The organism is Candidatus Nitrosopumilus sp., from assembly GCF_965263415.1.
Taxonomy (GTDB): domain Archaea; phylum Thermoproteota; class Nitrososphaeria; order Nitrososphaerales; family Nitrosopumilaceae; genus Nitrosopumilus.
Genome location: NZ_OZ253671.1, coordinates 1,281,358 through 1,308,217, shown reverse-complemented (window position 1 = coordinate 1,308,217; position 26,860 = coordinate 1,281,358). Strand labels below are relative to the sequence as shown.

The window sequence follows — 26,860 nt, the reverse complement described above, 5'->3', positions numbered from 1 at the left end:
CATTAACCCAAAGTTTTTGATCTAATTATGGCATTAGACATTGAATTTAGAAAATTATTGGAAGTAGAATTAGAAAAAACCTTAAACGAAATTCATAATGAAAAAAACTCAAACATTTCATCAATTTGGAATTGTAAGAGTGAAGTTGATTTTTTGTATGGATGGCATATGGCAAAAGTAGAAGATTTTTGTATTAATCAATTCTTTAGATTATTTCACAAAAATCCTACTTTGGAGGATAAACGAGAAATTCAAGGAATCTTATTTTTACATGGAAAAGACTATCTAGAAAAATTACAAACATGATGTTTTAGAGATATTTTCAATGAATATGTGTTTGAATTTCTGTAATCTTCTTACAACATTTACAAATTGTCGAAATCACTAACCTGCATTTATCACATTTTGTGTTTTCTTTTATCTCACAACCACAAAATCTACATAATTCATCTTTCATTTTAAATCAAAAAAATAAAAAATTTCTTTCAGTTACTTTGCTAGAACTGAAAGAATTGGCATTGCATCCCATTTATAGAGATAATAACCCAAAACACCAGAACAAATACTTTCATATTTTTTGAAAAACTCTTTTGCTTCTTCTTCTGTTGCTTCAAACACGGCCATTGATGATACTTGGTTATCAAACGCACCTGACCACATAATTCTTCCTTGAGATTGCCATTCATCAACAAGTGTTGAGATTTGTGGAGCAATTCTTTCTAGATCTTGTGGATTGGTATCTTTTGAAACATTACTTACAAGCACCCAAGGACTTTTCTCATCACTCATGTTATGTCTTGATGATTTTTTTAATTAAATCATTTGACGAATATGCATTTTTGTTCTATATCTGTAAACTATCAAAATAAAACTTCCCTCCTTCTTAATAATCTGATTTCGTAAATACCTATGATCTTGAAATCAATGTCTGACGTTCCTTTACAGGTCATTCAAGATCAATCATTGGAAAAATTGGATATTACATTAGCCCTGACTTGACGTCTATGGATGTATTACTATTGGCATAGCGTCCACATCCAATTTTCCAATGGTTTATTTTTTTTTCAAATAATTTTTTAGATAAAGATGTCTGTTTTCTTCTCAACAATTTGTTGTTTGAGAGAATCTGGAACATCTGGAATTGATGCTTTTGTTTGACCGGCAATGACACCTTGTGCTTCTTCTAAGATTGCCAATGTATCTGCGTTGGTTTCTGGACCGACACTCATAGAATCTCCTAACTCTACTGATGAGCCTGACATTACATCACCAAGTACTGATGACAAGTCTTGCATTGATGCGTTTGCCTCTGGCATAATTCCGTTAAGTGATGGGGCTAATCCCTTAATTATTGACATGCATGGACTGAGTGTGACTACTACATCTCCTAATTCTGATACTGTATCTAGTCTAAGTTTGACTTGCTCCATTGAAAGTTTGGCACCACTTACCATGTTTTTCATCTTTCTTACTTGAGCTAGTTCGTTTGCATATGCTTGAGCATAAGCACCTTTGTTACTTTTATGAGCAGAAACTATTTTTTCAAAAATCTGATCATGTTTTACTCGTAATTTTTCATTAATTCCATCTAATTTTGTAATTTGAAACTGTAATTTTTTTTGCGCAAAGTCGATTTTGTTCTTTAGTGGCTCATCAGGCTTTACTTTTCCCATGACTTTTTGGGAAATACTTTCTCCCCCTGTGTTGTTCCAAGAGTTACTTAGCATGATGATTATCGATATTGGTCAAAAATTTTGTTTTAAAGAGATTTGTCACTCTGCCTAGTGTAACTGGAGTGACAGATAGTTGTAGTTACACTATCCAAAGGTAAATGTGAATATTTGAAATCCTTTACCCTTGACTTTTATCTCCAATACATGAGACGCACTCTCTTCACTGGTAATGATGTTGTATAATCCTGGTTCAGACACACTTAGAATATTTCCAGATGTAATGTCATTACCAGAGTATTGTGCTGGTAATGATTCCTCATCAAGATAAATCTCAAGTTCAGCATTGTTTGCAGTAACAATGTTTACTTCTTTTGCATTGTACAGTAACTTTATCTCTCCTTCTTCAGAAATTAACTCCATACTGTCTTCGTGGTTTTGCCACGTTCCAATTGGATAGAACTTGTGCAATTCTATTTTATCTGACTCTTCATACACAACTGTTTTTTCTGGTTGGAATCCCTCTTCACTTCCTAACTGATTTCTGTTTTGTGCAAAGTAATACCCGAAATACAATTCTGGCGTTCTAAACAACGAATGCTCAAACTCTTCAATATCTACTAGTGATGAGGCAGATGCCATTTGAATTCCTAATGCATCAGATCTTTCTTTGATTAATTGTTGAATGATTTTTTCAGTTTCTTGATATCCTCCCTCTCCAATATGATCATATCTGATGTACCCTTCATGATCTGCAATGTACTTTCTTGGCCAGTATCTGTTTTCAAATGCTTTCCAAGTCTCCATGTCATTATCCATGACAACTGGATAATTGATTCCGTGTTTTTCAATTGACATTTGTACATTTTCAGGAACTTTTTCAAATTCAAATTCTGGAGAATGTACTCCAACAATTAACAATCCCTGATCAGCATATTTGTCATCCCAAGCTGTGATGTATGGTAGAGTTCTGATACAATTAATGCAGCTATATGTCCAAATGTCATACAGCACTACTTTGCCTTCAATTTCTTGTGTTAATTCTTCAGGAGTTGTATTCAGATAGTGAGCAATTCCTACCAAGTCAGGTGCTTTTTTGAATCCAGACTTGTCTATAGTACTTGAGTCATCATTTGACATGTGTGAAACACTAGGCTGATCAAGTGTTGAAAATGACAAACTTAGGGCCGTGATTCCTATTCCTATTACTGCTGCAAGAATAATTGCTGTTTTAATTTCTGATTTCATTTCATCACCCTAGTAGTAACAGTTCATTGAGAAGTGGAAAGTTTGCAATATATGCTAGTTGATTCGTGTATACTAGAACTCCTAATGCTATAATGAATCCGCCAAGAACTATGTTGTAATATTTTAGATGTTTATTCATTGAACGAATTATTTTACTTGCTCTAGAATAAAACACTCCAATTAAGATAAATGGAATTCCTAATCCCAATGAATATACTAAAAGTAAATTGAATGCAACTGATGGTGTTGTTGCTGCAAGCGTAAGTATTGTTCCTAATATTGGTCCAACACATGGAGTCCAACCTGCTGCAAATGCCAAACCAAAAACAAATGACATTGGATAACTTGCCTTTGATCTTTTTGGGAAAAATTTCTTTTCTAAATTTAATTTGTTTATCTTCATTGAAAGAAGTAAGAATATCCCAAATCCGATAATGATTATTCCCCCTATCTGGTTAAATCCATCTACTATCTCTCCTGACGTTGATGAAAGTGTACTGTTGATTATTACTCCTAATGTTGAAAAAACTACAGAAAATCCAAGTACAAAGAATACAGAGTTTAGGATAATGTTTGCTCTGTTAATTGAAACTGTCTTTGTTCCATCTTTTTGGTTTAATTCTGAAAGTGTAGTTCCTGAAAGATATGCAAGAAATGCAGGAATCATGGGCAAGATACATGGTGCAACAAATGAACCTAGTCCTGCCAATGCTGCAACTGCTAGACTTATCTCTGCCATGTACTAAAGTTGTAATTTTTACTTTAAAGCATTCTTCCAGATTTTTACCAAATATCCATACAATCCGTTTTTAACTGGGGTTTGACTAATTTTGGTATGAATAAGCGATTTGTGATAGTCGGTATTGTTTTGGGTATCGTAGTTGTGGCTGCTGTTTTGATTGGATCTCCAATGTTTGGTGGCTTTGACGCTATGAGATAATTAGCAGAATTTTACGTATGCTTTTTCAAATATCTCAAAGGCTCTCTCAACATCCTTGTCATTTAGCCATGCTGTGACTGAAATCCTCAATCTGGCTTGATTCTTTGGTACTGTAGGATATCTTATGGGCTGTGCAAATACTCCATTTTCAAATAAGAATTTACCAAAGTCCATGGCTAACTTTTCTTTTCCTATAATTATTGGAATTATCTGAGATTCTGAGTTTATCTCAAAACCTATCTCTCTGAGGCCTTTTGCTAATGATTTTGTATTTTTTTCTAGTTTTTTTCTTTGTTTTTCTCTATTTGATTTGAATCGCTTTAGAGAATGTTTTACTAAAAGTGATGGCAGTGCTGATGTGTAAATGAATGACTTTGATTTGTTTATACACAAATCAACCACATTATTTTGTGCTGCAATGTATCCTCCAAATGATCCTAATCCCTTACTTAAGCTACTAACATACAAATCAATTTTTTTCCCAACGTTAAAATAATTTGGTGTTCCTTTTCCGTCTTTTCCTACTACGAAATCGCCATGTGCATCATCTACAATTGTTATCGCATTGGTTTTCTCTGCAATCTCTGTAATTTGTTTTAAGTGTGATACATCTCCATCCATGCTAAATATTCCTTCAGTTATGATAAACTTGTTTTGTGCTTTTTGTTTTGATTTAGATTGTAAATCTTGCATATCATTATGTCTGTACACTGAAACTTTGGCATCTGTTAATTTGCATGACTCTATAATACTTGCATGATTTAATTCGTCACTTAGAATTAAATCTCCTTTTTTTGCAATTGCAGAAATTGAACCAAGATTTGCCATGTATCCTGTAGGATAAATCAAACTGTTTTGTTGGGATTTGTGTTTTGCAAGCTCTTTTTCTAGTTTTAAGTATGATTCATCATTTCCTGAAACTAATCTTGAACTTGATTGAAGTTGGTTTGTTTGTAGTTTAGTTACTGGTAATCCAAGATAATCATTTGAACACAAATTTAATAATTTTTTACCGTTAATTGTAATGGATTCCTTTTGTATTTTCCCAAACTTTAATTTTCTATACAGGTTGTTTTGTTTAATTTCAAGCAATTCTGCATCCACAAATTTCAATTTTTTCTTCAAGGTCTAATTTTGATTGCTGAAATCTTATATGCCTATAGGAAGGCGATCTCTTCTATTTTCTGTTTACATCCATTTCAGGCACGCTGTTTTACGCCTAAATGTAGTTCCCAACTTTGGGAAATAGGTAACTTTATACCTTATTCCCAACTTTGGGAAATAGGTCAAAAATATGAAAATCAGACTAAATTCCAAAGTCTTCTCTTGTATGTTGGCAGGATTTTTGATGATCTCATTATCTGGTTTTATCCAAGATACTGATGCAGTTGCACCATTAACATCCAAATTCCTTTCTCTTGAAAAAAACGGAATCATCACTTCTGCATTTTGGAATGTTTTACCCCATGAAGAACTAGATGTTGTCTTTTTAGGTAGTCATCTGTTAACTGATGAACAACTTGATGCAGTTGTTTATGCGTTAACATCTCATGACACAATTGAATTAGATAATCCATCCAATGATAACTTGGTAAATTCAAAATCCACCTATTATTTGGGTTGGGAAGGTGCATTAACTGCTGCTAAAAATATTGATACTAAAAACAATATTCCTGCAAAATTCAACATTGTTTCTACATTAAGTAATGAAAATAACATTGTAATTCAATTTTCAAATTATAAAGAGTCTGATGGATATTCTGGATATGCTAGAATCATGACTCATGATCGTGAAATTTTACAATCTCATATTGTAATTTATGATGTAGAAAAATTATCTGCTGATGATTTAACAACTATCATAAGACATGAATTTGGACATGCTCTTGGTCTAGGCCATTCTATTGATTCAGATGATTTGATGTCAAGTATGATTCTTACTGAAATTCCATACATATCTGAATGTCATATAGATGCTATTCAACATCTGTATGATGATAATGACGATAACTTTACCGTGTGTAATTAGTTTAAAATAAAATTTTTTGAATGTCTATTTCAACAACTGTTACTGTTGATTTTTTATTGTGATTTAAGACCTATTTTTTCAATCATTTGCAGGTCTTTTTGAGCTTCATTACCTCCCATGGTAAGGTATCCTGAGGTAATGATTCCATTTGCCCCACTTTGAAGTAATTCCTCGCCTGAATCATCCAGGTTGGTTTCTCTTCCGCCGGAGATTTTAATCACTGACTCTGGAAGTAAAAATCTAATCACTGAAAACATTCTGACAATTTCAGAATTTGCCAAGTCTGTTTGTAATTCCAAAGGAGTACCTGGAACGGGTACCAAAATATTGATTGTTACTTCTTCAGGGTATAATCTTGCTAATTCCAATGTTAATTCTAGTCTTTGCTCTCTAGTTTCTCCCAACCCGATAATTCCACCTGTACATAATTCTAAACCGGCATCTCTTGCAATTCCTAATGTCTTTAATCTGTCTTCATATGTGTGGGTGGTACATATTTCTGGGAATTTTGATTTTGCTGTCTCTAAATTATGATTGTATCTTTTTACTTTGAGATCTTTGAGTTTGTTTGCTTGTTCTTGTGTGAGAAATCCTAAACTACATTCAACACTGATTCCTACTTTGTCATTAATTTCAGTTATAATCTTGCAAACTTTTTCAAAATCCGTTTTTGATGGCTCTCTCCATGCTGCAACAAGACAATATGATTCTGCACCTTCTTCTTTTGCTTTTTGAGCTTTTGATACAACTTCTTCTGGTGATGGTAATTGATATGTATCTATACCTGTGTCAAAGAATGCAGACTGACCACAAAATGTACAGTCTTCACTACATGCATTTTTCTTAATATTGTTTAGTTGTTCAACATCTACCTTTTCTCCATTAAAATCTCGAGTTATTTCATTTGCACATCTTGCTAAATCTTTGAGATTTTCTTCAGGAATGTTTAACAGTTTTTCAGCATCTTCTGCAGTAATATGATTTCCTGAAAATACTTTTTCTTGACATTCTTTGATGAACTCTAGTGTGCTCACAATCTAACACAGATATTTTCCATTTATAACAATAATGGAAAGGTTAACCTTTGAGCCTATAGGGGGTTAACAGTTAGATTACTTGTGATTTTGCATCTTGAATGGTCTTGATGGTGTTCTTTAGGAGTAAATTTAACTCCTTTTCTGATATTACCAAAGGGGGCACTAGCATGATTATGTTTCCTAAAGTTCTAAGATAAATTCCGTTTTTCTTTCCTGTCTCATAGAATATTTTGTTGATTGATTTTTTAGGGTGAATTGGGGTCTTTTTCTTTCTGTCTGTGACTAGTTCAATTCCCATTAACATTCCTTTGTGTCTGATATCTCCTACGATGTCAATTTCCGAGATTTCATTGTAATATTCTTCAAACACTTTGGATGTTTTTTGAATTTTTTTAATTAGATTGTTTTTCTTGTACATTTTGATGTTCTCATTTGCAACTGATGCTGCAAGAGGGTTTCCAGTGTATGTATGTCCATGGAAAAGATGCCTCCAATCATTAAATTCTCCTAAAAATGAATCATAGATTTTTTTATTTACAAGAGTAGCTGCCATTGTAAGATATCCTCCAGTCAACATTTTTCCATATGCTACAATATCTGGAATGGATTTTTGTTCTTGATATTGTATCATTGATCCTAATCTTCCAAATCCTGTTGCAATCTCATCTAGTACAAACAATACGTTATACTTTTTACATAATTGACTAATCTTTTTTTGAAATCCTTTTGGATAAATAATAACACCGCCTGCCATCTGTGCACCGCTTTCCATCACAAACGCGGCAATACTGTCATTTTTTGAAAACTCATTCTCTATTTTTTCAAGGCATTGATTTTGATAATCCAATATTGCGTATCCTTTTGGTAATCTGTATTTGTTTGGAACTGGAAATTGTATTGTTTTGAATAATTGTTTTTTGAACTTGCCAAAAAATTCCGGAACGTACCCTACTGACATGGCCCCAAATGTGTCTCCATGATATCCATTTTCTACAGTTGCAATCTCTGTTTTTCTATCTCCAATGTTTTTCCAATATTGTAATGCAATCTTGATTGCAATCTCCATTGCCGATGAACCATTATCTGAATAGAACACCTTATGCATTCCTGGAGATATTTTCACAAGATTATCTGCAAGTTGTTCTGCAGGCTCGTTTGTAATGTTGAACATGGAAGAATGTTGCAGTTTTTTACTTTGATTTGTAATTGATCTCACCAATTGAGGATTAGAATGTCCCCAAACATTACACCACATAGAGGCAACAGCATCAATCATTTTGTGACCTTTAGAGTCTACAAGCCACACACCTTTGGCCTTGGTAATTTTATCAAATGAATCCCATTCCTTCATTTGGGTATTTGGATGCCAAACAGAACTTTTCAACTGATTTACTCGGATATCAGATCTTAATAATTATCCGATTATTGTTGAAAATTATTCAACCCCTATACTTCTCATAGCAGCACAGGCTTTTCTACCTTTACTCCAACACTTACATGAACAAGATACTGCTTTTCCACTTTCCAAGTCTTTAATGACTTTATGAAAAACACCTTCTCTGACTTTGGATTCTATTGTTACTGTCTCGTATTTTTTAGAATCTTGAAAATTTTCTGTCATGATTCACTTTCTCATGGATATTTTTAACAATATAGTCCAACCGATGAGTTAATCAATGGAATATTCTAAAAATATCTCTGATGAAATCCATTTTTGTTGCTGGAACTGATACTGATGTTGGTAAAACATACATCACATCAGGATTGGCAGTTGCATTACGAAAAATGAATGTAGATGTTGGTGTAATGAAACCTTTTGCAGCAGGTGCTGCACAGAAAAAAGGTTACAAATCTGAAGATATTGAAATTTTAGCAAGAGCTGCACAAACATCTGATCCTGAAAATTTGATAAACCCCCAGTTCTTTCCAATTCCTGCATCACCTTACACTGCTTGGAAGAATCTAAAAACAAAACCAAAAATTTCTACCATTCTATCTAGTTTCAAAAAATTATCTAAACTTCATGAAATGATTCTTGTAGAAGGAATGGGTGGAATAATGACTCCTATTCTCAAAGACTATTACATTACAAACCTGATTAAAGAAATGAAAATTCCCACCGTAATTGTAACTCGAAGTAAGGTTGGAACTGTAAATCACACAATAATGACAATTAAGATGTGTGAAAAATACAAAATCCCAGTCAAAGGAATAATCATTAATGATTTTGATGATTGTGGTTACCCAATCAAAAACTTGAAACGAGATTTGCAGAATCTCACAGGAGTCAAGGTTCTAGGCTCTATCCCATTTATCAAAGATATGAGTGATGCATCCCTAAATAGAATCTTCAAAAAGAACATTGATTTGAAAACACTGCTTAAATGATTATGAATAATATTCTTTGAATCCTTTATCTGTAGAATAAAGTTCGACTTTTGGTCCAAACATTCCTTGTTTTTGTACTACTTTGATGAGGTTTCTTTTTTCTAAATCTTGCAAAATTGAATCAAGTTCTTTATTTTCCATTTTTGTTGCTCTTTTGATTTTTTCAAATGTATTTGCCCCTTGATGCATTATTCCTAAAACTTGCATATCTTTTGTTTGAGGGCTTGATGGTGACTGTTTTTGTTCTAGTCTAACTACATCTATGTTTTCTTGATTTGGTTTTTCAAAAGTTGAATAACTGCCATTTGCTTGTCTTCTTTTTGCAATAATTCTTGGGATGATTCGCGATAATGGAATGGCCAAGAAAATTATTAGATAAATCCAAGAAAAGTTTGGGTCTGCCATGTAATTACTTGGTATTCTGGGATAAATTTGTTCATTTTAGATGTGATCTGTACATGGAATTGGATTTTACAGATGGTATAATAGTAGTAAATGCATACTGGAATAGATGTCAAAATACCAATCTCCTAGCATGAATGTGAATATGAGTGCCGCAAAAGGAGTTGCAGTGGCAATTGTAATTTTAATTATAGTTGGAGTTGTAGCAACTGCTTCAGTAAAAATTGTAGATTCTGGTCACAGAGGCGTATTACTCCACTGGAATGCAGTTGATTTAACACAACCTCCACTTGAAGAAGGCCTGCATTTTGTAGTTCCTTTTCAAGATGAAGTTGTTAATATTGAAGTTCGTACGCTAAAATATGCAAATGATGCCCGAAGTGCATCTAAAGACTTGCAAACAGTAGAGACTACTGTTACTGTAAACTATCATCCTGACAAAGAAGGAGTACATAGACTGTACAAGAATTTGGGATTAGACTATGAGAACAGAGTCATTCAACCAGCAATTGAGGAAACAGTAAAACAAGTAACTGCAAATTACAATGCTGAGGAACTAATCACAAAAAGACCACTAGTTAAAGCAGACATTGAATCATCAATTAGAGATAGATTAAATCAGTTTGATGTAGTTACTGAAGTAATTTCCATTACTGACTTTGAGTTTTCACCATTATTTGCTCAAGCAATTGAATCCAAAGTAGAAGCAGAACAAAAGGCACTCAAAGCAGAAAACGATTTGAGAAGAATTGAAGTTGAAGCACGACAGCGTGAAGCAAATGCAATTGGTCTTGCTAATGCAAACATTGCAGAGGCAAAAGGTGAAGCTGAAGCAATTGCAATTATCAACAAAGCCCTTGCGGAGAATCCAAACTATTTGGAATGGTTAAAGACTCAAGCATGGGATGGAAAATTACCTTTGGTAGTTGGTGAGGGAGGAACTCCATTTATTCAAATTCCTGTATCTCCATAATTAATTCACAAAGTTTTCTCTAAAAATAATTGATATCAAAATACAATTAAGTTTGTAAACTCTGTTATTCTCTCTCTCTAATTGCATCATACATTGCTAGGAATTGATCAGGTTCTTTTTGTCTATAGTGTTTCTCTAAATTTTGAATTTCTTTGGGAGATTTCTTCTCACCTCTATCTTCAAAATATTCTTTGATTATTTGAGAAGGAGTCTTTTGTATGTTGTATTTTTGCAGTGTTTGATTCACTGATCTTTTACACATATAGTCATACATACCATATTTGTAAACCAAATACCCTGTTAATCCCACTATCGCTACTATGACTATTGGAATTACAATAATTGATGCCATGGTTTAGGTATGATTTTTTTGATATTTATTCTCTTTTTGTGTCATATTCGCAAAATTTTGAACTTGTTTGCTCCTCCAACATTGCTAAACTGTGCTATCTCAAAGATAATTTTTGAAAAAGATGAGTTTTCTTTTGATAATACAAACGTCTTTTTGTCTAATGATATATTTTCAGATAAAATTACCCATATGTTCTCTTTTGTTGGTTGAATTTTTTCGAGTTGTGCAATTTTCTCTTCTATAACTTGTTTGTCTGAAGATTTTGGAATACAAATTACTAGGCTCATCTTGGAATCGTTTTCCAAAGTCTTTATGTCAGGTACTACAATATCTACCTCCATCCCATTATGTTCTATTTTTCTCTGACTGTTCAATAATGCATTAGTTAGTAAATAATGCAGTATACCTGTAGCAAATATTCCTAATGCCACATCTTTTTGATCCATTAAAATTACTTTATCATAACAATTTGTAATAATCTCATCAATTACTACATCAAATTTTTTCTGAGAAATTAACTCTGATATTGTTTGTGAATTTTTGATATATTCAAACAAGTAATCCTTAATTGGATTTGCTTCTTCATCCATTCTTGTTCAAACTTTTACCATACCTTATATGAATAATTCATGGTGTTTTTCATTCAATACGCTTAAACTCTCTGTTCTGTATGATTGGCATGGGCAAATCTTTGATGGATTACAACATTGAACGGTCTTCATCTGCCGATATCAAAAATATCAAATGGACAAAAAAGAATACTTCAGATCCTAACAAACCAAAAAAGAAAAAGAAAAAACAAATTTCTCCAACAAACATCATCCCAACTAAAGACACAAAGACTCAATCTGAGACTCAGAAAATTTTTAAAATTAAAGACAATATTGGTACGTCAAAAAAGAAAAAGGCATCAAGTAAAGCTCAAAATGCATCATTGTCGCATTGCAAAATAGAACAAGGATACAAACGTAAATCTAGATGATTATTCGTTATAGACGTAACGTCTTTCGCCTCTAGATTCAGTTTCGGTTTTTACATTTACCAAACTAAATTCTTTCTTTGAGTGAAGCATTGGTTCTTCAGGAGATAGTTTATTCTCGTGTAATTCTTCATATTCTTCCCAAGTTAGTCTTCGTCTTTCACCAATCTCAGATTCTAAATTCATGTTCTTCACAATCTCTTCAAACTCTGGTTGAACAACACCGCTAAACACCATTGCACTACTGCCACTACCATAGGAACCAAACCCAATTCTTTTTCCTTCTAGATGAATTCCTTTTTGATATTCAAATTCTAAACTACTTCTAAAACCAAGATACAATGATGCAGTATACAAATTACCAATCATGCTAGATGCAATTAATGAGCTTGCAAGTTTTGATTCGTACACTTCTTGATATTCCGGAGTTTTTGTAAATAGTTTAGTAAACTCGTGATCTTTTGCCATAAACTCTTCATCTCCTAATACCGATTCTATAGTTCCACGAGGATCTTTTGGAATTGGTTCATCCAATCCAATTTCTTGTAAGACTTTTTTCCATCTTGGAAGTTGACGCCACTCATGTCTTACCAAATATGCTAGTGCCTTTTTTCCCATGTTGCTGTATGGTAAGTGCATGTTGATGTAATCCATATGATCAAGAATTGTCTCCCCTGGTTCTATGTTGATTAGTTTTGAGGAAATTACTTTTTTCTTGTATGCTTCAAGTGCTTTTCTTACTTGAATCATGTATAACATGTTAGAATATTGACCATGAACAATTGGGGTCTCTTTTCCAAATGGTCTGTAAAAGTCATATTCGTCTTTAATTGATGTAGATGTTACTTTTGGGTCAAATGCCAATAATCTTGGTTCATCATTGAGAAGCATCACTACTGCTCCTGCACCTTGTGTCATCTCACCACTAGAACCCATATCGTATTTTGCAATGTCTGATACTACTACAAGGGCATGCTTTCCTTCAGCTTCACCTGCTCTAATCCAATTTGTGTTGTCATATAGGGCATAAGAGCCACTAACACATGCAAATTTAGTTTCAACACCTCCACAGTGCTCAAATGCACCTTGACCGTAAACCTGTTCCAGCATTCCAATAACGTAAGAGTTCATTGCTTTAGATTCATCAAATGATGATTCTGTTGAAACGTATAATCTGCCAATATCTTCTGGTGATAACTTGTTTTTTTGCATAATTTTCAAACAAGCATTAGCAGCTAGTATTGCTGGGTCTTGATTGGCATCGACTATTGCCATTTGAGAAACTCCTAGACCTTTTTGCAATTTTACTGGGTCTAATCCCCTAGCTTCAGCGAAATCTGCTGCATCAATGTATAATCTAGGGATGTATATCGAAATGTCATCAATTCCAGCTGCCATAAGCTTGGCTCCGGGAATTCACTAATAAGGTTAGCGGGTAAATTCTAGATAACTAGGAAGGAAATTTTGGTAATTATTTTGACTTGTCATGCGTAATCTGATCGCTTAACTTTGTTTTTCTAATTCTGTCTCAAAAGTATTCTCAAATGTCTCATATGGCTGTGCTCCAAACAATCTTGTAACTTTACCGTCAGGCCCTATCACAAAAAATGCAGGGGTTCCCGTAAGTTCTAGTGCTTTTGCATCATCATTACTTGCAACAATAGTCTTTGAATGAACACCATTAATCATACATTCAGACCATACATCTACATCTAATCCAATTTCTTGTGCAAATCGTAGTAAGTTTTCTGATGAGGCCCATCCGTTATTCTCTCCTGTCCAATTATTATACAAAATATCATGATACTCCCAAAACATTCCCTGATCATTTGCACAATGTGCCCCATGTGATGCATTAATGGAATCTGGACCAATAATGTTGTAATCTTTGAAGATCATTCTTACTTTACCTGTATCCACATAATTTTTCAAAATATCGTCCTCAGTTGAATGGAAAAAAACATTACAAAAATGACATTGATAATCTCCAAATTCAACTAATGTGATTGGAGCATTAGAATCTCCTAATATGGGAGACCCATTGGCCAAAAATGTCTCCATTGTTACTTTTGCAGGCCCTTCTGGTTGAATTGTTGGAGTTGGTTGCATTACTAGTTCTGATTCATTAGAAATTCCATCAAAACTCCAAAAAACAATAACTAAAACTGCTGCAGAAATTACTGCACCTATTGCTAATGATGGACCATGTATCAATGGTTTTGAAATTTTTTTATCTCATTTAGTCTTTATGATGAAAATTATCCTTTAGGAGATGTATCGCCTAAAGTAAACATTTGTAAAATTCTTGATGATTCTGAATCTTCATCATCAGCTTTAATAGTTATAATCATTGTTTCTTGAGGATATTTTTCAGGAATTGAAAAATTTACTCCAAACAACCCCTCATCATTTGTAATTCCTGTTGTAGAATAAAATTCTTCATTGTTTTCGTTTAACACAATTACCTCTATGTTAGTATTGGCAAGAAATCCATAATTTAGATTATAATCATTCAATTTGTTTTGCTCTGGATCATATACTTTAATATCCAATATTGCAGTTTGTTTTGAGTAAACTCTTTGTGTATATTGCACTAGAATTTGTAAATCATCTTTTTTTTCTATTATTGTTTTTTGTGTTGGTTTTTCTTCAAATGATAATGTGATGAATTTGCCCCCTACATAGATTATCCCATGTGTGTGTATACTATCTTCTAAAATTTTTGAATATGTGATATAGGGAAATCCTTCAATTGTTTGCCCAGACACTCTGATTATATTTCCATTAGAAAATTCCCTTGTCTGAATTTCATTACTTATTTGAAATTGATTTTCACTTGTATTTATCACACCTGTTTGTAAAAATGAAATCTCTGAAAATGAGTCTACTTCTGCATGTGTAGGTATGCTAAAAAACAATCCAAAAACTAAAACAAAAATCCCTACCGCTATCTCATTTTTCATAATGTTTCTATTCAAAATCTTGCTTTAAAGAATTCTTATCAAATGATTCTATGATTATTCTTGTTTTTATTTTCTAGAACAAAAATTAGCCTCACTTCTTCTTCATATTGGTTTGTTTACGATTGTTTCTCAAAAAGTTTCAAAATTTATGACTAGAAGTTATTTTGGCAAATGTGCAACATCAATAACTAAAAAAATAGGATATTTTGTAAACTGGTATGAAGAAAGTTTTTGTTAATGGTTATGGCTCAATAGGTAGTAGAATCACTGCCTTTCTCAAAGATGATCCTGAAATTTCAGTTATAGGAATTGGAAAATACTCTCCAGATGACGATGTAAATGTTGCACTCTCTAGAGGACTGAATGTTTATGTTCCTGAAAAGAAACTTGAAGATTTCAAAGATTTCAAAATATCTGGCTCTATTGAATCTGCATTAGACCAATCTGATCTTGTAATTGATGCAGCTCCTGGAGGTCATGGATACAAAAATAAGAAAAATTTGTATGAACCACGTAACCTTCCTGCTATTTATCAAGGTGGTGAATCAACAATGGGCGATGATGCAGTTTCAGATTTGTTGTTTAACTCTAGAGCAAATTTTGATCTTGCAATAGGAAAACATCATGTCATGCAAGGCAGTTGCAATGTTACTGGAATGGGCAGAATCCTTGAACCATTAAGGGACAAGTTTGGAGATAGTTTGATTCGATTTGATGTTACACTTGTTAGGAGATGGGCAGACATTGAACAAACTGACAAAAAACTTTCAGATACAATTGAAATGACTGAAAAACCTCATCATGGAGATGATGTAAAGTTATACTTTGGAAAAGACGCACCACTTTACGTTAGAGCAATTAAAGTTCCAACAAGACAGATGCACTTGCACATCATGGATATTCGGTTCAAAAATGCTGCTCCAAAACCATCAGAGATTCATGAATTATTTGCAAATGAATTTGGTGTTGCAACACTCTGGACTGCAAAGGGAACAAAAGATGTACGGGATTATGCCCAAAATATGGGATTTAATTTTACAGATACCAACATGATTCACATTCATGCAAATATGACTACATCTATTGGTGATACTGTACAAATAATGTACTCTGATGATCAAACAGGAATTGTTATCCCTGAAAACCATATGTTGATGCAAGCCATGTTGTTTGAAAAATCATATGCGGATGCATTTGCCCATACTGAATCTATCTTCCACATGGTTGAAAAGAAACAAAAACTACAAGAACACTTTGCAAAGACTGACTAGGTTCTTATTTTTTCTATTCTAATTTTTTGAGGGATATTTTTTGATACTTTTTCTACAACTATTCGAAGATCCTCTACCTCCACTTTGTCGCCTTCCTGTGGAATGTCCTGCAGTCTTTCATGTAGCAAACCACTCAATGATGCATAATCATCTCCTTCAGGTACATTTGTTTTGAAAATCTCATTTACAACATCAATTTCAATGTCTCCATTTGTAACAATTGTGTCTTGATCAATTCTTTCATAACCTCTACTTCTAGTAAGATCTGTTTCATCTTCGATTTCCCCTACAATCTCTTCTAACAAATCTTCTAGTGTAACTAATCCTTCAACTCCTCCATGTTCATCAACTACAATTGCCATGTGAGTCTTCCTTCCTTTCATTTCTTTTAGTAATGAACTGACCATCTTTTCTTGAGATGCAAATACTGGTTTTCTTGCAATTTGCTCTAAACTAACAACTTCATTGTCTTTTTCTAATTCTTTTAACACATCTCTAGCGTGAATAAAACCTACAATATCATCCTGAGTGTCACCATAAATTGGAATTCTAGAATGACCGCTTTGATTAATTTGTGGTAATGCTTCAAATAGTAACATTTTTGAATTTAGTGTAAACATCTTTGTTCTCGGGGTCATTACTGAACGAATTACAGTATCATCAAATTTCAAAGCCCCATGAACTAACTCCATCTCATCTTTCTCAAGTGCTTTTTCTTCCAAGCCTTGATCAATAACTCCTTTAATTTCCTCTTCAGTAATCGGTGGCGGAGCATAACTACTACCAGTCATCTTTACTACACCTTTTGTGATGGTTTCAAAGAATTTTACAACTGGATATAATGCATAACTAAATCCTAATAATACTGGAGCATATCTTAATGCAATTTTGGTAGAGTTTGCATTACAATATGTTTTTGGAGTAATCTCCCCAAAAATTAAAATCAAAAATGTCATAATACCTACAGCAATTCCTAATCCTTCATCACCAAACATTCTGATTGCAACACTTGTTGCTAATGCAGATGCGCCAACATTTACTAAATTATTGCCCAGATTGACACTAGACATCATCCAACCAGGATTTGTTTTTAATTTGTAAAGTGCCTTGGAACCTTTCTTACCTTCATTAAATAACTGAACAACTTTGGATTTTCTTACTCCTACTAGTGCAACCTCTAATCCGCTGAAGAATCCAGATAATCCAATAAGTACAGCTAACGCTCCAATTTCAACCCATAAATCTACCATGATATCCTCCAGAAAATTTTCTCAGAACAACTACGTTGTTTTTTCATTTAGTATTTTTGCACCATCTCTTTGGTATACTCAATTCACAAAACAGGGATTTAACTTTTAAGATGACAAAATTACTCAAAACTTTTCTGAGCCTATAAATCGAGGCTAATTTCTTGGAGGTTTTGCAAATTTGTTTTGAGGATTATTGTGATAGTCTACTGGAAGCATTGCATCTTTTTGCCTACCTGTAAGGATTCCAACTACTGTGTCGTCTTTTTGTATGATTCCTTCATTTATCAATTTCTTAACTCCAACTACTGATGCACCTGATGCCATCTCACAATCAAAACCATTGAGACCCACTACGGACATTCCATCAAGCATTTCCGCATCTGAAACAGTTGTTGCAACACCATTTGTAAATTCAAGTGCACGTAAACCTTTCAAAATATTTGCAGGTCTTCCAATTTGTATTGCAGTAGCTTTGGTTTTTGGTCTTATTCCTTTGGAATCTAAATCATCGTAATATCTTGTAATTAATTCAGTGTTTGGTTTCCCTTTATTCCATCTTAATTCTTCTCCCTCAAATTTACCATTATACAAATCAGATAATGTACTTGCACCTTCAGAATTGATTACTGCAATTCTTGGAATTTTTTTAATCCAACCCCATTCATAGAGTTCCATCAATGCTTTTCCACAACTAGATGTGTTACCTAATGCACCACCAGGATAAACAATCCAATCTGGAACTTCCCAATTCAAATATTCTAATGCTCTAAATGGAATTGTTTTCTGTCCTTCGATTCTAAATGGATTAACTGAATTTACAGTATATCCGTCATGATTCTGTGCATCATCTAATGATTGTTTTAGAGCATCATCAAAGTTTCCGTCAATTTCTAAAATCTGAGCTCCAAATTGATATGCTTGACTTAATTTTCCTGGAGCAATTTGTCCTGCAGGAATGTACACGTCACAATTAATCCCTTCATTAGCTGCAAACATACCTGCAGAAGCTGAAGTGTTTCCAGTAGATGCACAAACAATCTTTTTTGCATCCACCATCTTTGCATGAGTTACCGCAGTTGCCATACCGTTATCTTTGAAAGAACCACTTGGGTTGTATCCTTCAGGCTGTAGCCATAAATTATCATTTGAAATTCCTACTAGTTCTGAAGCTTTTGCCATGTGGTAAGGCTTTGATAGTCTTCCTTCTGCCCCGTCAAGTGAGACCAAATATTTTGAACACTCTTCAATGTTTTCGGTATCTATCTGACAAAAGTTTAGTAATTCTCTAAACCTCCAAACTCCACTTTCATTGAAGATGTTACCTTGGGAGTTTCTTCTTTTGTAAAATACTTCTTTTAGATTTTCTGAAGGAGTCTGTTTGTATTTAACATCAAGCAAATGTCCTTTTTCACATTGAACATTTGTACTCTCTATAGGGTACTCCATACCACATTGGGGATCAATACATTTGAGATATGCGTCTCCCTGCATAATCCTTACAAAAAATTATGATAATTTAAAGCAAAGGTGCAATTTTACACAGTTCAAGCTATTTTTCCTAAACTTTAGATTGGATGTATTTTGAAATTGGTTGTGGTTACATACATTGAATATCTAAAAAGTATACTATTGCAAATTCTTGAATCTTATGAGAATCTAAAAGAGATTCAAGATAAACCCGGGGATCTAGATGCAATAAAAAAAGAATCGCTCAAAATAAATGGATTTTTGAAGGTTATCTCAAATAAAGTTGAGGATAACAAAATACCTCATTCAGATTTTAAACCACTAAAATCAAAATTCAAAAATTATTTGGAAAATTATTCCTTTGAACAAGAAATTGAGACGATGACTCCACTCTATCAAGATGATGGACACAGAATAAAGAATATGAGATTGAAAATTTTAGAATCTTTTGATGAGAACAAAATTATGACTGAAATCAAGGAGTTTATGGATAAGATTTGACTGATAAAAAGTGCGTATTATGTGGTTGTAAGGATCATAAATTATTTGGATGTAATAGACACATGTCAAAAAAGTGTAGTTGTTTTAAAGAAGAAAATTAATTTTTAGAAATTATTTTTGTTTAGGCCCAGATCTTTCATGAAAATTTATGCAACATTTGCATTCTTTTTCAAGACATTCTGATTCAGAATGGTGGCCACATATGCCACATTCGCAACTTCTAGCCATGTCATATGTTGAATTAATTGGAATATAATTTATCCTCCAAATTTTTATGAGTTTAAGGTCAAATGAGATTATTTCTTAGATTTTGATTTTTTTTTAGAAGGTTCTTTTCCTTCTAATTCCTTCTCAATTTCCTCAGCTTTAGTGTCTACTGCTTTGATTACTTCTTGAATCAATCCATCTAGATCACTATCTTCTACTTCTGGCTCCACAGTGGCGGCAATTTCATTTATCGTGTTTGAAATTTCGGCACTAACGTCTTCAAAACTTTCAGGATCTTCATATGTTGAATTGTAGAGATTTTTGAGATTATTCACATGACCTACTATTTGATCTGTTATGACAATTTTGTAATCAGTTCCATTAACGTCAAATTCTTTTGAACTCATAACATTTTTCGAAATCTTATCTTTATAATGTTTTTCAGAGGAAAATGATGAACTATTAGAATACTATGTAATCTAATGCCGAAGCATCACTGATTAGTCTGGTATGTTTTGAACCTACCACATACCCATTTTTGATATCTTCTGCAGGGATCCATCTATTTGTGGATGTATAGTGTCTTTTTTCTTGCAATTCTCTTTCAATTTCCTCTACATCAAATTCTCCTTCTTCTACCTCTTGTGTTGCTAGATGTTTTATGGTTACAAGGATTTTAGTTACTTTTACTCTATCTCCAAATTTCCATCTTTGTGGCGGATTTTCATCAGATACTTCTAACACTTTGATTTTCATCTGTTTATTTCCAAATGCGTCATGGCTGATCAGAGTTTTTTCATCTGTAAATTCTTCAAATCTAATACGGGAATTTACTTCTGCATCCGATGCTGTTTCTAATAATGCAGCAGAATTAAATTCGGTTGAAGGGGCCTCATCATAACTTGTTTTAATATTAATCTCAGGTAATTGTGATTCTTCAGGTTCTGGAGTTGGTTCTACAACTGGTTCAGTAGGATTTTTAATTTGTTGAATTCTTTTTTCTTCCATTTCCCATTGTGATTGGGCTTCTTCATCCCTGTTTACTTCAGACAATACCTTTGATTCTTGTTTATTCTTTAAAAACGATTTGAAGATTCTGTAAAGTTGGGCACTATTTGGGTTGTTTTGTTTTAAATGGCATTTTGCATTCTTTAAGAGGGATCTCTTTTCGGGATCCATCTACTTTTGCATATATTTTTCCATCATATGTGCAGACACAATCAGTAATGTCTAATTTTTCATCCCAAATCTTGTAAAATTCTCTTAATTCTCTACTTTCGTATTTTCCTATTCCTAATCTTTTCTTTGACAAAAATTTGAATGCCAATAACACCTTTCTTTTTTTGTAAATATCAAACGTCTTTACCCATTCTAAACATCTTTCAATTTGATCATATGGTACTGGGAGGGAAGTACTCGTTCCAGATTTTGCCTCAATAGTAAAAATGGCACTGTCCCCAGTATTTACTGCCAGAACATCAGGTAGTGCGATGCTGGGAGAACCTAGTCTAAATGCCTTCCACTCTGGTGTGGCATTGAATCTTTTAACCAGTGTATCTTCCCATTGATATCCACGTTGTCTGCGAGTTTTTGCAGCTTTTTGATTATTTGTTTTAGTTTTTTTAGATAATTTTGATATTGTTATTGTTCTTGAACGCATACTTTTTTTCATCTTTTTTAGATATAGTAAGGTAGGTAATTACATAATACCCGTTAAATTTCATTGAGTTGTTCGTTTCTTATTTGTGATAGAAATAAAACCTTGAGTAAATTGGTAAAACAATAATACTCTTGAGAAAAAATATAATTTGTGGCTAAAAAGAAAAAGGAACTAAAACAACACCAAAATCTTCAATGTCATTGGCATTGCCCTTGTGACGATTGTAGAAATAATGGTGAATCTTACTAAATTCGATAGTTTTACTTTTGAAGTCAATTAACACTTTGTCTAAATATGACTGTGTTTCAAACAATCTGTGTCTGAAATTATAATTGAAAAATTACTTGAACAACGAGATTTTTATCTAAATACCCTCAAACAATTAGAATTTCAACGAGTAATGGATCCTTCAGAAAATGAATTAAAAGAGATTGAAAAATTACAAACAACTACTGTTGACCAATTAAAAAAAGTAGAACAAGAAATTGCTTACTTTACTTCTAAAAAATGACACAAACTACAATGAGTTTATCAAACCCTTATTTTTACAAAATTCATGTTTGATGAAATAGTTCAAAATTTAGTTTCAATAAAACAAGATTTTGCCAAAAATTATTCAGGCAATGCCCACATTCAAGAGGTTCTTCCTGCCTCAAACTCTGAAAAATTCCCATTTGATGAAGAACATTTACAATCCATTCATAACTTTGCAGAAAAAAATCCAATTTATCATAATTCTTTTGAAGAAAAAATTCTTGGTATTGATTGTGTAATTTATGAAGGAGACATTAATGATTATTGGCTAAATAGTATCAAACATGGTACAAGTTGTCAGCCATTTTATCCAACATGGATGATTTCCGCATATTTGATGACATTAATTGCAAAAAATTTGGGATACCATGAACTAATTGACATCGGTTCAGGTGATGGACGCATTGCATTTTGTGGAAAAGTTTTAGGTTTTACAACACACAGTATTGAAATTGATGATGGATTAGTGGAGTTACAAAAATTGATCTGTGATGATACAAAACAAAACTTTGATCCAATCTGTGATGATGCACTAGAATTTGATTATTCTAAATTTCAACTAACAAACCCTATATTTTTCATTGGGGGACTACCACAAATGGGTGGAGATATGTTGGCAACAAGTATCATTGATAAAATAAATTCTATTGATCAACTCAAAAATTCTACAGGAATAGTTTTTGCTGGAACACACTCTAAACGACAACTATCTGGAAATTTAGGAAATGGGGGGTGGAGTTCCTTAATTCAAAATCATAATTTACAAGTGATTGAAACAGTTTCACTTCCTACTGTTTGGACATTTGATCAAACTGCTGAAACACCTTATATCTATACAAAATTTAACTAACTTCAAAAAAATAATTCCCTTCATTAATTCCGCATTTTGAAATTTTAACAATTTGTTCAATGTCTGGCTCTTTAGACATTTTTGCCATAATTTTAAAAGAGTTTTCCACATCTACAATACAAAAGTAATCTTCATTTTGTTTTGAAAATTCAATAATTTTACCTTGAAAATCCCCTTTTTTGAGGGTAGTTTTACCCATACATGTATTGCAAAACTCTGCTGGAGGCCATACTAGTTTTTTGCAAACGGTACATTCTGGAATTAGAAAATTCCCTTTAGAAATCTCTTCTTCAAAACTCATTTTTCTAACACCAAAATAGTTGAAGATGTTGCTGCTGCCGACATGTTGTGAACTAGACCTACATCTGTGTTTTCAACTTGTCTTTTTTCTGCATTATTTTGTAGTTGCTGTACAATCTCTATTGTTTGTGCAATACCTGTTGCACCTAATGGATGTCCACAACCAATCAGTCCTCCTCTTGGGTTAATTTTGAGATTTTTTGTTTCATAGAGTTCTTTTACAAACGTGGTTCCTTCTCCAGGATTTGTCATACCGATTGCTTCTAATGCCATTGGTTCACATACTGAAAATGCATCATGAACTTCTGCTACATCAATGTCTTTAATTTTTTTATCTGCCATGTTTAATGCTGTTTTAACTGCATGTTTTGTTGATTCCATTGAATTAAATGATTCATTTTTTGTAAATCCTGCTGAAATTGTTTTTTGACCTACACCAGTAATCCATACTGGTTGATCAGTAATTTTTTTCATCATCTTTTCTGATGCTAAAATAATTGATGCGCTTCCTGTACAAGATCTTGAACAATCAAGCAATCTAAGATCTTCTGTGATTTTTTTAGAATTCATTACATCTTGAACAGAGTATGTTTTTTTAGAAAATGCATTTGGATTATTTTGAGCTTGACTGTGATTTTTCACAGAAACCATTGCCAATTGTTCCTCTGTTATTGAGAATTTTCGTTTGTAAGAACTCGTAAAAATTGATGCCCAAAATATTGGATGTTTGAACTCTCCTCGGGAATTATCCCACTCTAAAATTTGACCTGGACTATCATATCTTTCAGCCCCACTAACTAGAACCATATCTGCAAGACCTGATGCAATGTATGAATAGGCTGAAACAATAGAATTTGTGCCTGAGTTACACAAATTTTCTATGGAATGGGATGTTTTTGGTTGAATTCCAATGCTTTCAGACAATATTGGGGCAAGATATTTTGAGTTATTGTTTGTTGAAATCAAGACTGCATCAATTTCTTTTTTTTCTATTTTAGGATTTTTTTCAATAAGATTTTTAGTAGATTCAAAAAGTGCAGATTCTATTTTTTTATCATCTTTGGTAAATGGTGTAATTCCATATGCTGCAATACCTACTTTGTTCATGTTTATTCATCCAAAAATGTTTTTTGTAATAAACCAAATGATTCCATTGTATTGCCTACTGGATTGAATTGTATTATTGGCAAATCAATACCTGTTTGTCTAAATGCATCTAGTTGTTTCTTACACTCTTCAGAAGTGCCAGATATTGTAAGTTCTTTTAGCATTGAATCTGGAACTAATTCATGATTTGATGAAAATCCTGATTTTTTAAACTCTTCAAATATATTTGATGTTTCTTTTTCAAATCCATTTTTTGCTAAAAATTCTCTATAGATTTTACCAACTGATATGTAAAATGCCAATGTTTTTTTTGCACGTTCTATTGCTTCTTCAGCATTATTTGATACACATGTAATTATTTGACATGTAACATCTATTTTCTTTTTTGATTGCATTTTTTGAATCGTTTCTTTCATTTCATTTTTAGGTCTAAGATAAAAAATCACACCATCTCCAATATCCCATGTTAGATTTACCATTTTTTCATTAACTGCTGCAATGTATATTGGGATTGATTCTCTTTGTGGTTTGATCAATAATGTAAAATTTTTCAAATTGAAAATTTTTCCTGAATAATTAATTGGTTTTCCAGATGTTATTAATTTGATTATTTCTACATATTCTTTCATTCTCTGTAAAGGCTTTTCAAAATTATATCCATGAAAGGTTTCTACAATAGGCAAACTACTTGTCCCCAGACCTAAAACCATTCTTCCTTTTGATATTGTATCTACTGTGACTGCTCCCATTGCAATTGCTGCAGGACTGCGAGAATAGATATTGATAATTGATGAGCCTATTTTTTGATCAGAAGTCCTGCTTGACACTGCACTTAGCATTGAAAAATTCTCCATACCCCATGTTTCAGGCACCCAAATTGCATCTGTGTGGGTTTTAGATATGATTTCAGTGCAATTTAGAACCTCATTTACGGACAACATCGAGCCTAAACTACATGCAATACGCATGAAATACCTATGACTGATTGGATATTCTAGTGTTCTGTTTTAGCATTGGGTTAATTTTGATTGAGGTGCCGTATTATTCGAAAATCTGTACACTGAACATAGTTGAGCGAACAAATATTTGCACAAACATCGTCCCAAGAATCAACTTTTTGGAATGACGCCACAAAATATGCTTCAACCAGCAAAGATGAATCCTTTGTAGAAGAAGTAGCATACATGATGGTAACCTTGCACAGAACCGGTGCATAAATCAAAAATCTATTTTATTATTTTCTCTATTTCTATTGCACATTCTTCCATATCTTTGAATGAATCTACAGAATACCATTTTGTATTTTTAAATTTAACAGTATTTAGAGTACCTTTTTTTGCATATTTTGGGAAAACTGTTTTTTCAATATCTCCTTTATCTGGAAGTTCTCTTAGAACTGTTTTTTCTAAATGATAAATCCCTGCATTCATCCATGTATCTGAGATTTCTTTTTTCTCTCTAAAATTTAAAATCTGGTCATTATTAGTTTCTAAAATACCATATTTTGTTCTTAATTCAATTGCAGCAATTGCATTTTTCTTTTTTTGCAATTTTTTCAAATCAATATTTGTGATTGTGTCTCCATTTAACACAAAAAATGATTTTTCATTGATCAGTTTCCCTGCTTTTTTTATCGCTCCTCCAGTACCTAATGGTGTTTTTTCAATAGAGAATTTTATTTTGATTCCAATATCTTTCATGTTCAAATGGTTTTCAATCATCTCTGTTTTGTAACCTGTACAAATAATGACCTCCTTAATTCCAAATTTTTTGAGATATCTAATCTGCCATTCTATTATTGGTATGTTCTTTATTGGAACAAGGGGCTTTGGCACATAATCAGTTACAGGTTTTAGTCGCTTTCCACGACCTCCAGCCAAAATAATTGCTTTCAATGAATTTGTCTAATTTTTAGAGTATATCAAAATTTTCTATTTTGATTTTTGTGTTTTCTTACCCATACTATCATTATCTTTTGATTCCGATTCATCAACTATTTGCTCCATCTTCTCAGCAAATTCCTTGTAAATTTTCTCTAGTTCTTTTAATTGTAATTCAATACCTAACAATTTCATAGTTTTATTCCAAGACTCAATGTATTTTTCATCATCAAGACCTTTTCCTAGAGTTTCAGCTATGGAATGAACCCCTTCTGTTTTTCCTAATGCATAGATGGCTATCTCACGTTCAGTTAGCATTATTCTCACTTTCTGTCATGTAGTAGTGGAGTTCAGTATAACATTCTACACAATATTCTTCAAAATCAGTATGATCACAATCATAGACTTTTTTTACATCATTACTACATTTTGCACAAATTGGCATGATCTTCTCAATTATGATTTTGCGATCTTTATTCCGCCCAATGCCAATTGGATTATGGCTGGAATTAACATCATGGCCATTGAAGCCATAGGATCTCTATCAGAAGTTTCAGCTGCTGGTGCTGGATTTACCATTACTACAATTCCTCCAAGTATGATCAAAATACCTGTAATGATTATCATGACTCCCAACCCTTTGGATGGTTCTTTTAGAGATATGAAGAATGCAATAATTGGCAAAATTAATGCAGGTGCGCCTAATCCCATACCTCTTTGCATATGATCAAGGGGCAAAAAGCCATAGTCACTGTCTGAAGACATTGCAACACCAACATCTGCAGCATAAATCAAAAGCAACCCTATTGCGATTCCAGTAATGATCAATCCTGCAGTTAGTGCCATGATGAT

At 33.0% G+C, this 26,860-nt stretch carries 36 protein-coding genes; 10 read left to right on the top strand and 26 right to left on the bottom strand.

Features of this window, described 5'->3' with window-relative positions; translation table 11 throughout:
* Positions 1–27 precede the first annotated feature (27 nt).
* Positions 28–306, top strand: a complete 279-nt coding sequence (locus ACQY22_RS08355; RefSeq protein ID WP_428324236.1) for a hypothetical protein — start codon at positions 28–30, stop codon at positions 304–306.
* A gap of 183 nt (positions 307–489) precedes the next feature.
* Here the strand turns inward: ACQY22_RS08355 and ACQY22_RS08350 are convergent, their stop codons facing one another.
* The 5 genes from ACQY22_RS08350 to ACQY22_RS08330 form a co-directional block, all read right to left on the bottom strand.
* Positions 490–789, bottom strand: coding sequence for a hypothetical protein (locus ACQY22_RS08350; protein WP_428324235.1), 300 nt, complete (start codon positions 787–789; stop codon positions 490–492).
* Positions 790–1,076: 287 nt separating this feature from the next.
* Positions 1,077–1,727: a Snf7 family protein gene (locus ACQY22_RS08345; protein ID WP_428324234.1), complete on the bottom strand. Its 651-nt coding sequence runs from the start codon at positions 1,725–1,727 to the stop codon at positions 1,077–1,079.
* Positions 1,728–1,817: 90 nt separating this feature from the next.
* Positions 1,818–2,918 (bottom strand): redoxin family protein, encoded by a 1,101-nt coding sequence (locus ACQY22_RS08340; RefSeq protein ID WP_428324233.1) that lies wholly within the window; start codon positions 2,916–2,918, stop codon positions 1,818–1,820.
* 4 nt (positions 2,919–2,922) lie between these two features.
* The gene (locus ACQY22_RS08335; protein WP_428324232.1) at positions 2,923–3,657 is read right to left on the bottom strand and encodes a cytochrome c biogenesis CcdA family protein; all 735 of its coding nucleotides are present in this window, start codon (positions 3,655–3,657) and stop codon (positions 2,923–2,925) included.
* 201 nt (positions 3,658–3,858) lie between these two features.
* Entirely contained in the window at positions 3,859–4,983 is a 1,125-nt protein-coding gene (locus ACQY22_RS08330; RefSeq protein WP_428324231.1) for an aminotransferase class I/II-fold pyridoxal phosphate-dependent enzyme, read from the bottom strand.
* 169 nt (positions 4,984–5,152) lie between these two features.
* Between ACQY22_RS08330 and ACQY22_RS08325 the strand changes: the two genes are divergently transcribed.
* Positions 5,153–5,887: a matrixin family metalloprotease gene (locus ACQY22_RS08325; RefSeq protein ID WP_428324230.1), complete on the top strand. Its 735-nt coding sequence runs from the start codon at positions 5,153–5,155 to the stop codon at positions 5,885–5,887.
* 53 nt (positions 5,888–5,940) lie between these two features.
* Here ACQY22_RS08325 and bioB read toward each other — a convergent pair whose 3' ends face one another.
* The 3 genes from bioB to ACQY22_RS08310 form a co-directional block, all read right to left on the bottom strand.
* Positions 5,941–6,921 (bottom strand): biotin synthase BioB, encoded by a 981-nt coding sequence (gene bioB, locus ACQY22_RS08320; RefSeq protein ID WP_428324229.1) that lies wholly within the window; start codon positions 6,919–6,921, stop codon positions 5,941–5,943.
* Between the two features lie 73 nt (positions 6,922–6,994).
* Positions 6,995–8,308 carry an adenosylmethionine--8-amino-7-oxononanoate transaminase gene (gene bioA / locus ACQY22_RS08315; protein WP_428324228.1) on the bottom strand — a complete coding sequence of 438 codons (1,314 nt, stop codon included), beginning with the start codon at positions 8,306–8,308 and terminating at the stop codon, positions 6,995–6,997.
* Positions 8,309–8,359: 51 nt separating this feature from the next.
* Complete coding sequence (locus tag ACQY22_RS08310; RefSeq protein WP_428324227.1) at positions 8,360–8,545, bottom strand: hypothetical protein; 186 nt, start codon at positions 8,543–8,545, stop codon at positions 8,360–8,362.
* Positions 8,546–8,625: 80 nt separating this feature from the next.
* On the opposite strand from ACQY22_RS08310, the gene bioD reads away from it, so the two are divergent.
* Positions 8,626–9,312, top strand: coding sequence for a dethiobiotin synthase (gene bioD, locus ACQY22_RS08305; RefSeq protein ID WP_428324226.1), 687 nt, complete (start codon positions 8,626–8,628; stop codon positions 9,310–9,312).
* Here bioD and ACQY22_RS08300 read toward each other — a convergent pair whose 3' ends face one another.
* Positions 9,313–9,717, bottom strand: a complete 405-nt coding sequence (locus ACQY22_RS08300; RefSeq protein WP_428324225.1) for a hypothetical protein — start codon at positions 9,715–9,717, stop codon at positions 9,313–9,315.
* A gap of 106 nt (positions 9,718–9,823) precedes the next feature.
* Here ACQY22_RS08300 and ACQY22_RS08295 point away from each other — a divergent pair, with 106 nt between their 5' ends.
* Positions 9,824–10,687 carry a prohibitin family protein gene (locus tag ACQY22_RS08295; RefSeq protein WP_428324224.1) on the top strand — a complete coding sequence of 288 codons (864 nt, stop codon included), beginning with the start codon at positions 9,824–9,826 and terminating at the stop codon, positions 10,685–10,687.
* A 64-nt stretch (positions 10,688–10,751) separates the two neighbouring features.
* Here ACQY22_RS08295 and ACQY22_RS08290 read toward each other — a convergent pair whose 3' ends face one another.
* On the bottom strand, positions 10,752–11,039 hold the full coding sequence (locus ACQY22_RS08290) for a hypothetical protein (RefSeq protein ID WP_428324223.1): 288 nt from the start codon (positions 11,037–11,039) through the stop codon (positions 10,752–10,754).
* A 41-nt stretch (positions 11,040–11,080) separates the two neighbouring features.
* Positions 11,081–11,629 carry a hypothetical protein gene (locus ACQY22_RS08285; protein ID WP_428324222.1) on the bottom strand — a complete coding sequence of 183 codons (549 nt, stop codon included), beginning with the start codon at positions 11,627–11,629 and terminating at the stop codon, positions 11,081–11,083.
* An 89-nt stretch (positions 11,630–11,718) separates the two neighbouring features.
* On the opposite strand from ACQY22_RS08285, the gene ACQY22_RS08280 reads away from it, so the two are divergent.
* A complete protein-coding gene (locus ACQY22_RS08280) occupies positions 11,719–12,021 on the top strand; it encodes a hypothetical protein (protein ID WP_428324221.1) in 303 nt (100 codons plus the stop codon).
* Here the strand turns inward: ACQY22_RS08280 and ACQY22_RS08275 are convergent, their stop codons facing one another.
* The 3 genes from ACQY22_RS08275 to ACQY22_RS08265 all read right to left on the bottom strand — a co-directional run bounded on the left by ACQY22_RS08275 (position 12,022) and on the right by ACQY22_RS08265 (position 14,981).
* Positions 12,022–13,416 (bottom strand): hydroxymethylglutaryl-CoA synthase family protein, encoded by a 1,395-nt coding sequence (locus ACQY22_RS08275; protein WP_428324220.1) that lies wholly within the window; start codon positions 13,414–13,416, stop codon positions 12,022–12,024.
* Positions 13,417–13,521: 105 nt separating this feature from the next.
* Positions 13,522–14,232 carry a DsbA family protein gene (locus tag ACQY22_RS08270; RefSeq protein ID WP_428324219.1) on the bottom strand — a complete coding sequence of 237 codons (711 nt, stop codon included), beginning with the start codon at positions 14,230–14,232 and terminating at the stop codon, positions 13,522–13,524.
* Between the two features lie 44 nt (positions 14,233–14,276).
* Entirely contained in the window at positions 14,277–14,981 is a 705-nt protein-coding gene (locus ACQY22_RS08265) for a hypothetical protein (RefSeq protein ID WP_428324218.1), read from the bottom strand.
* 218 nt (positions 14,982–15,199) lie between these two features.
* On the opposite strand from ACQY22_RS08265, the gene ACQY22_RS08260 reads away from it, so the two are divergent.
* A complete protein-coding gene (locus ACQY22_RS08260) occupies positions 15,200–16,252 on the top strand; it encodes a type II glyceraldehyde-3-phosphate dehydrogenase (RefSeq protein ID WP_428324217.1) in 1,053 nt (350 codons plus the stop codon).
* On the opposite strand, the gene ACQY22_RS08255 is transcribed toward ACQY22_RS08260, so the two are convergent.
* Positions 16,249–17,502, bottom strand: coding sequence for a hemolysin family protein (locus ACQY22_RS08255; protein WP_428324216.1), 1,254 nt, complete (start codon positions 17,500–17,502; stop codon positions 16,249–16,251). The genes ACQY22_RS08260 and ACQY22_RS08255 overlap by 4 nt on opposite strands.
* 153 nt (positions 17,503–17,655) lie before the next feature.
* The gene (gene thrC / locus ACQY22_RS08250) at positions 17,656–18,993 is read right to left on the bottom strand and encodes a threonine synthase (protein ID WP_428324215.1); all 1,338 of its coding nucleotides are present in this window, start codon (positions 18,991–18,993) and stop codon (positions 17,656–17,658) included.
* 90 nt (positions 18,994–19,083) lie between these two features.
* Here thrC and ACQY22_RS08245 point away from each other — a divergent pair, with 90 nt between their 5' ends.
* Complete coding sequence (locus tag ACQY22_RS08245; RefSeq protein WP_428324214.1) at positions 19,084–19,470, top strand: hypothetical protein; 387 nt, start codon at positions 19,084–19,086, stop codon at positions 19,468–19,470.
* 296 nt (positions 19,471–19,766) lie between these two features.
* On the opposite strand, the gene ACQY22_RS08240 is transcribed toward ACQY22_RS08245, so the two are convergent.
* From ACQY22_RS08240 to ACQY22_RS08230, 3 genes are read right to left on the bottom strand one after another with little or no spacing between them, the layout of a single operon-like run.
* Positions 19,767–20,084, bottom strand: a complete 318-nt coding sequence (locus ACQY22_RS08240) for a hypothetical protein (protein ID WP_428324213.1) — start codon at positions 20,082–20,084, stop codon at positions 19,767–19,769.
* Between the two features lie 55 nt (positions 20,085–20,139).
* Complete coding sequence (locus ACQY22_RS08235) at positions 20,140–20,730, bottom strand: hypothetical protein (RefSeq protein ID WP_428324212.1); 591 nt, start codon at positions 20,728–20,730, stop codon at positions 20,140–20,142.
* Between the two features lie 58 nt (positions 20,731–20,788).
* Positions 20,789–21,337 (bottom strand): resolvase, encoded by a 549-nt coding sequence (locus tag ACQY22_RS08230; protein ID WP_428324211.1) that lies wholly within the window; start codon positions 21,335–21,337, stop codon positions 20,789–20,791.
* 316 nt (positions 21,338–21,653) lie between these two features.
* Between ACQY22_RS08230 and ACQY22_RS08225 the strand changes: the two genes are divergently transcribed.
* Both ACQY22_RS08225 and ACQY22_RS08220 read left to right on the top strand, forming a co-directional pair.
* Positions 21,654–21,848, top strand: coding sequence for a hypothetical protein (locus ACQY22_RS08225; protein WP_428324210.1), 195 nt, complete (start codon positions 21,654–21,656; stop codon positions 21,846–21,848).
* Between the two features lie 45 nt (positions 21,849–21,893).
* Complete coding sequence (locus ACQY22_RS08220; RefSeq protein WP_428324209.1) at positions 21,894–22,721, top strand: hypothetical protein; 828 nt, start codon at positions 21,894–21,896, stop codon at positions 22,719–22,721.
* Here the strand turns inward: ACQY22_RS08220 and ACQY22_RS08215 are convergent.
* The 3 genes from ACQY22_RS08215 to ACQY22_RS08205 are packed head-to-tail and all read right to left on the bottom strand — an operon-like array spanning position 22,714 to position 25,096.
* The gene (locus tag ACQY22_RS08215) at positions 22,714–23,022 is read right to left on the bottom strand and encodes a hypothetical protein (protein ID WP_428324208.1); all 309 of its coding nucleotides are present in this window, start codon (positions 23,020–23,022) and stop codon (positions 22,714–22,716) included. The two genes, ACQY22_RS08220 and ACQY22_RS08215, sit on opposite strands and share 8 nt — an antisense overlap.
* Positions 23,019–24,128: a thiolase family protein gene (locus ACQY22_RS08210; protein ID WP_428324207.1), complete on the bottom strand. Its 1,110-nt coding sequence runs from the start codon at positions 24,126–24,128 to the stop codon at positions 23,019–23,021. Before ACQY22_RS08210 ends, ACQY22_RS08215 begins: the two co-directional genes overlap by 4 nt.
* A 2-nt stretch (positions 24,129–24,130) precedes the next feature.
* Complete coding sequence (locus ACQY22_RS08205; RefSeq protein WP_428324206.1) at positions 24,131–25,096, bottom strand: LLM class flavin-dependent oxidoreductase; 966 nt, start codon at positions 25,094–25,096, stop codon at positions 24,131–24,133.
* A 102-nt stretch (positions 25,097–25,198) separates the two neighbouring features.
* Between ACQY22_RS08205 and ACQY22_RS08200 the strand changes: the two genes are divergently transcribed.
* Entirely contained in the window at positions 25,199–25,345 is a 147-nt protein-coding gene (locus ACQY22_RS08200; protein WP_428324205.1) for a hypothetical protein, read from the top strand.
* 9 nt (positions 25,346–25,354) lie between these two features.
* Here ACQY22_RS08200 and ACQY22_RS08195 read toward each other — a convergent pair whose 3' ends face one another.
* The 4 genes from ACQY22_RS08195 to ACQY22_RS08180 are packed head-to-tail and all read right to left on the bottom strand — an operon-like array spanning position 25,355 to position 26,854.
* Complete coding sequence (locus ACQY22_RS08195) at positions 25,355–26,023, bottom strand: nucleotidyltransferase family protein (protein ID WP_428324204.1); 669 nt, start codon at positions 26,021–26,023, stop codon at positions 25,355–25,357.
* Positions 26,024–26,059: 36 nt separating this feature from the next.
* Positions 26,060–26,326: a hypothetical protein gene (locus ACQY22_RS08190; RefSeq protein ID WP_428324203.1), complete on the bottom strand. Its 267-nt coding sequence runs from the start codon at positions 26,324–26,326 to the stop codon at positions 26,060–26,062.
* On the bottom strand, positions 26,316–26,453 hold the full coding sequence (locus tag ACQY22_RS08185; RefSeq protein ID WP_428324202.1) for a hypothetical protein: 138 nt from the start codon (positions 26,451–26,453) through the stop codon (positions 26,316–26,318). The genes ACQY22_RS08190 and ACQY22_RS08185 overlap by 11 nt, the downstream gene beginning before the upstream one ends.
* 11 nt (positions 26,454–26,464) lie before the next feature.
* Complete coding sequence (locus tag ACQY22_RS08180; RefSeq protein WP_428324201.1) at positions 26,465–26,854, bottom strand: hypothetical protein; 390 nt, start codon at positions 26,852–26,854, stop codon at positions 26,465–26,467.
* Between the last annotated feature and the right edge of the window lie 6 nt (positions 26,855–26,860).

Excerpts from the sequence above, each read along its gene's own strand:
- ACQY22_RS08265 (WP_428324218.1), bottom strand. The coding sequence starts at position 14,981 with ATGAAAAATGAGATAGCGGTAGGGATTTTTGTTTTAGTTTTTGGATTG.
- ACQY22_RS08310 (WP_428324227.1), bottom strand. The coding sequence starts at position 8,545 with ATGACAGAAAATTTTCAAGATTCTAAAAAATACGAGACAGTAACAATA.
- bioD (WP_428324226.1), top strand. The coding sequence starts at position 8,626 with ATGAAATCCATTTTTGTTGCTGGAACTGATACTGATGTTGGTAAAACA.
- ACQY22_RS08280 (WP_428324221.1), top strand. The coding sequence starts at position 11,719 with ATGGGCAAATCTTTGATGGATTACAACATTGAACGGTCTTCATCTGCC.
- ACQY22_RS08215 (WP_428324208.1), bottom strand. The coding sequence starts at position 23,022 with ATGAGTTTTGAAGAAGAGATTTCTAAAGGGAATTTTCTAATTCCAGAA.
- ACQY22_RS08240 (WP_428324213.1), bottom strand. The coding sequence starts at position 20,084 with ATGAGTTCAAAAGAATTTGACGTTAATGGAACTGATTACAAAATTGTC.
- ACQY22_RS08230 (WP_428324211.1), bottom strand. The coding sequence starts at position 21,337 with ATGCGTTCAAGAACAATAACAATATCAAAATTATCTAAAAAAACTAAA.
- ACQY22_RS08255 (WP_428324216.1), bottom strand. The coding sequence starts at position 17,502 with ATGGTAGATTTATGGGTTGAAATTGGAGCGTTAGCTGTACTTATTGGA.
- ACQY22_RS08350 (WP_428324235.1), bottom strand. The coding sequence starts at position 789 with ATGAGTGATGAGAAAAGTCCTTGGGTGCTTGTAAGTAATGTTTCAAAA.
- ACQY22_RS08325 (WP_428324230.1), top strand. The coding sequence starts at position 5,153 with ATGAAAATCAGACTAAATTCCAAAGTCTTCTCTTGTATGTTGGCAGGA.
- ACQY22_RS08180 (WP_428324201.1), bottom strand. The coding sequence starts at position 26,854 with ATGGCACTAACTGCAGGATTGATCATTACTGGAATCGCAATAGGGTTG.
- ACQY22_RS08260 (WP_428324217.1), top strand. The coding sequence starts at position 15,200 with ATGAAGAAAGTTTTTGTTAATGGTTATGGCTCAATAGGTAGTAGAATC.
- ACQY22_RS08190 (WP_428324203.1), bottom strand. The coding sequence starts at position 26,326 with ATGCTAACTGAACGTGAGATAGCCATCTATGCATTAGGAAAAACAGAA.
- thrC (WP_428324215.1), bottom strand. The coding sequence starts at position 18,993 with ATGCAGGGAGACGCATATCTCAAATGTATTGATCCCCAATGTGGTATG.
- ACQY22_RS08340 (WP_428324233.1), bottom strand. The coding sequence starts at position 2,918 with ATGAAATCAGAAATTAAAACAGCAATTATTCTTGCAGCAGTAATAGGA.
- ACQY22_RS08185 (WP_428324202.1), bottom strand. The coding sequence starts at position 26,453 with ATGCCAATTTGTGCAAAATGTAGTAATGATGTAAAAAAAGTCTATGAT.
- ACQY22_RS08285 (WP_428324222.1), bottom strand. The coding sequence starts at position 11,629 with ATGGATGAAGAAGCAAATCCAATTAAGGATTACTTGTTTGAATATATC.
- ACQY22_RS08345 (WP_428324234.1), bottom strand. The coding sequence starts at position 1,727 with ATGCTAAGTAACTCTTGGAACAACACAGGGGGAGAAAGTATTTCCCAA.
- ACQY22_RS08220 (WP_428324209.1), top strand. The coding sequence starts at position 21,894 with ATGTTTGATGAAATAGTTCAAAATTTAGTTTCAATAAAACAAGATTTT.
- ACQY22_RS08210 (WP_428324207.1), bottom strand. The coding sequence starts at position 24,128 with ATGAACAAAGTAGGTATTGCAGCATATGGAATTACACCATTTACCAAA.
- ACQY22_RS08290 (WP_428324223.1), bottom strand. The coding sequence starts at position 11,039 with ATGGCATCAATTATTGTAATTCCAATAGTCATAGTAGCGATAGTGGGA.
- ACQY22_RS08205 (WP_428324206.1), bottom strand. The coding sequence starts at position 25,096 with ATGCGTATTGCATGTAGTTTAGGCTCGATGTTGTCCGTAAATGAGGTT.
- ACQY22_RS08335 (WP_428324232.1), bottom strand. The coding sequence starts at position 3,657 with ATGGCAGAGATAAGTCTAGCAGTTGCAGCATTGGCAGGACTAGGTTCA.
- ACQY22_RS08355 (WP_428324236.1), top strand. The coding sequence starts at position 28 with ATGGCATTAGACATTGAATTTAGAAAATTATTGGAAGTAGAATTAGAA.
- ACQY22_RS08275 (WP_428324220.1), bottom strand. The coding sequence starts at position 13,416 with ATGGCAGCTGGAATTGATGACATTTCGATATACATCCCTAGATTATAC.
- ACQY22_RS08295 (WP_428324224.1), top strand. The coding sequence starts at position 9,824 with ATGTCAAAATACCAATCTCCTAGCATGAATGTGAATATGAGTGCCGCA.
- ACQY22_RS08300 (WP_428324225.1), bottom strand. The coding sequence starts at position 9,717 with ATGGCAGACCCAAACTTTTCTTGGATTTATCTAATAATTTTCTTGGCC.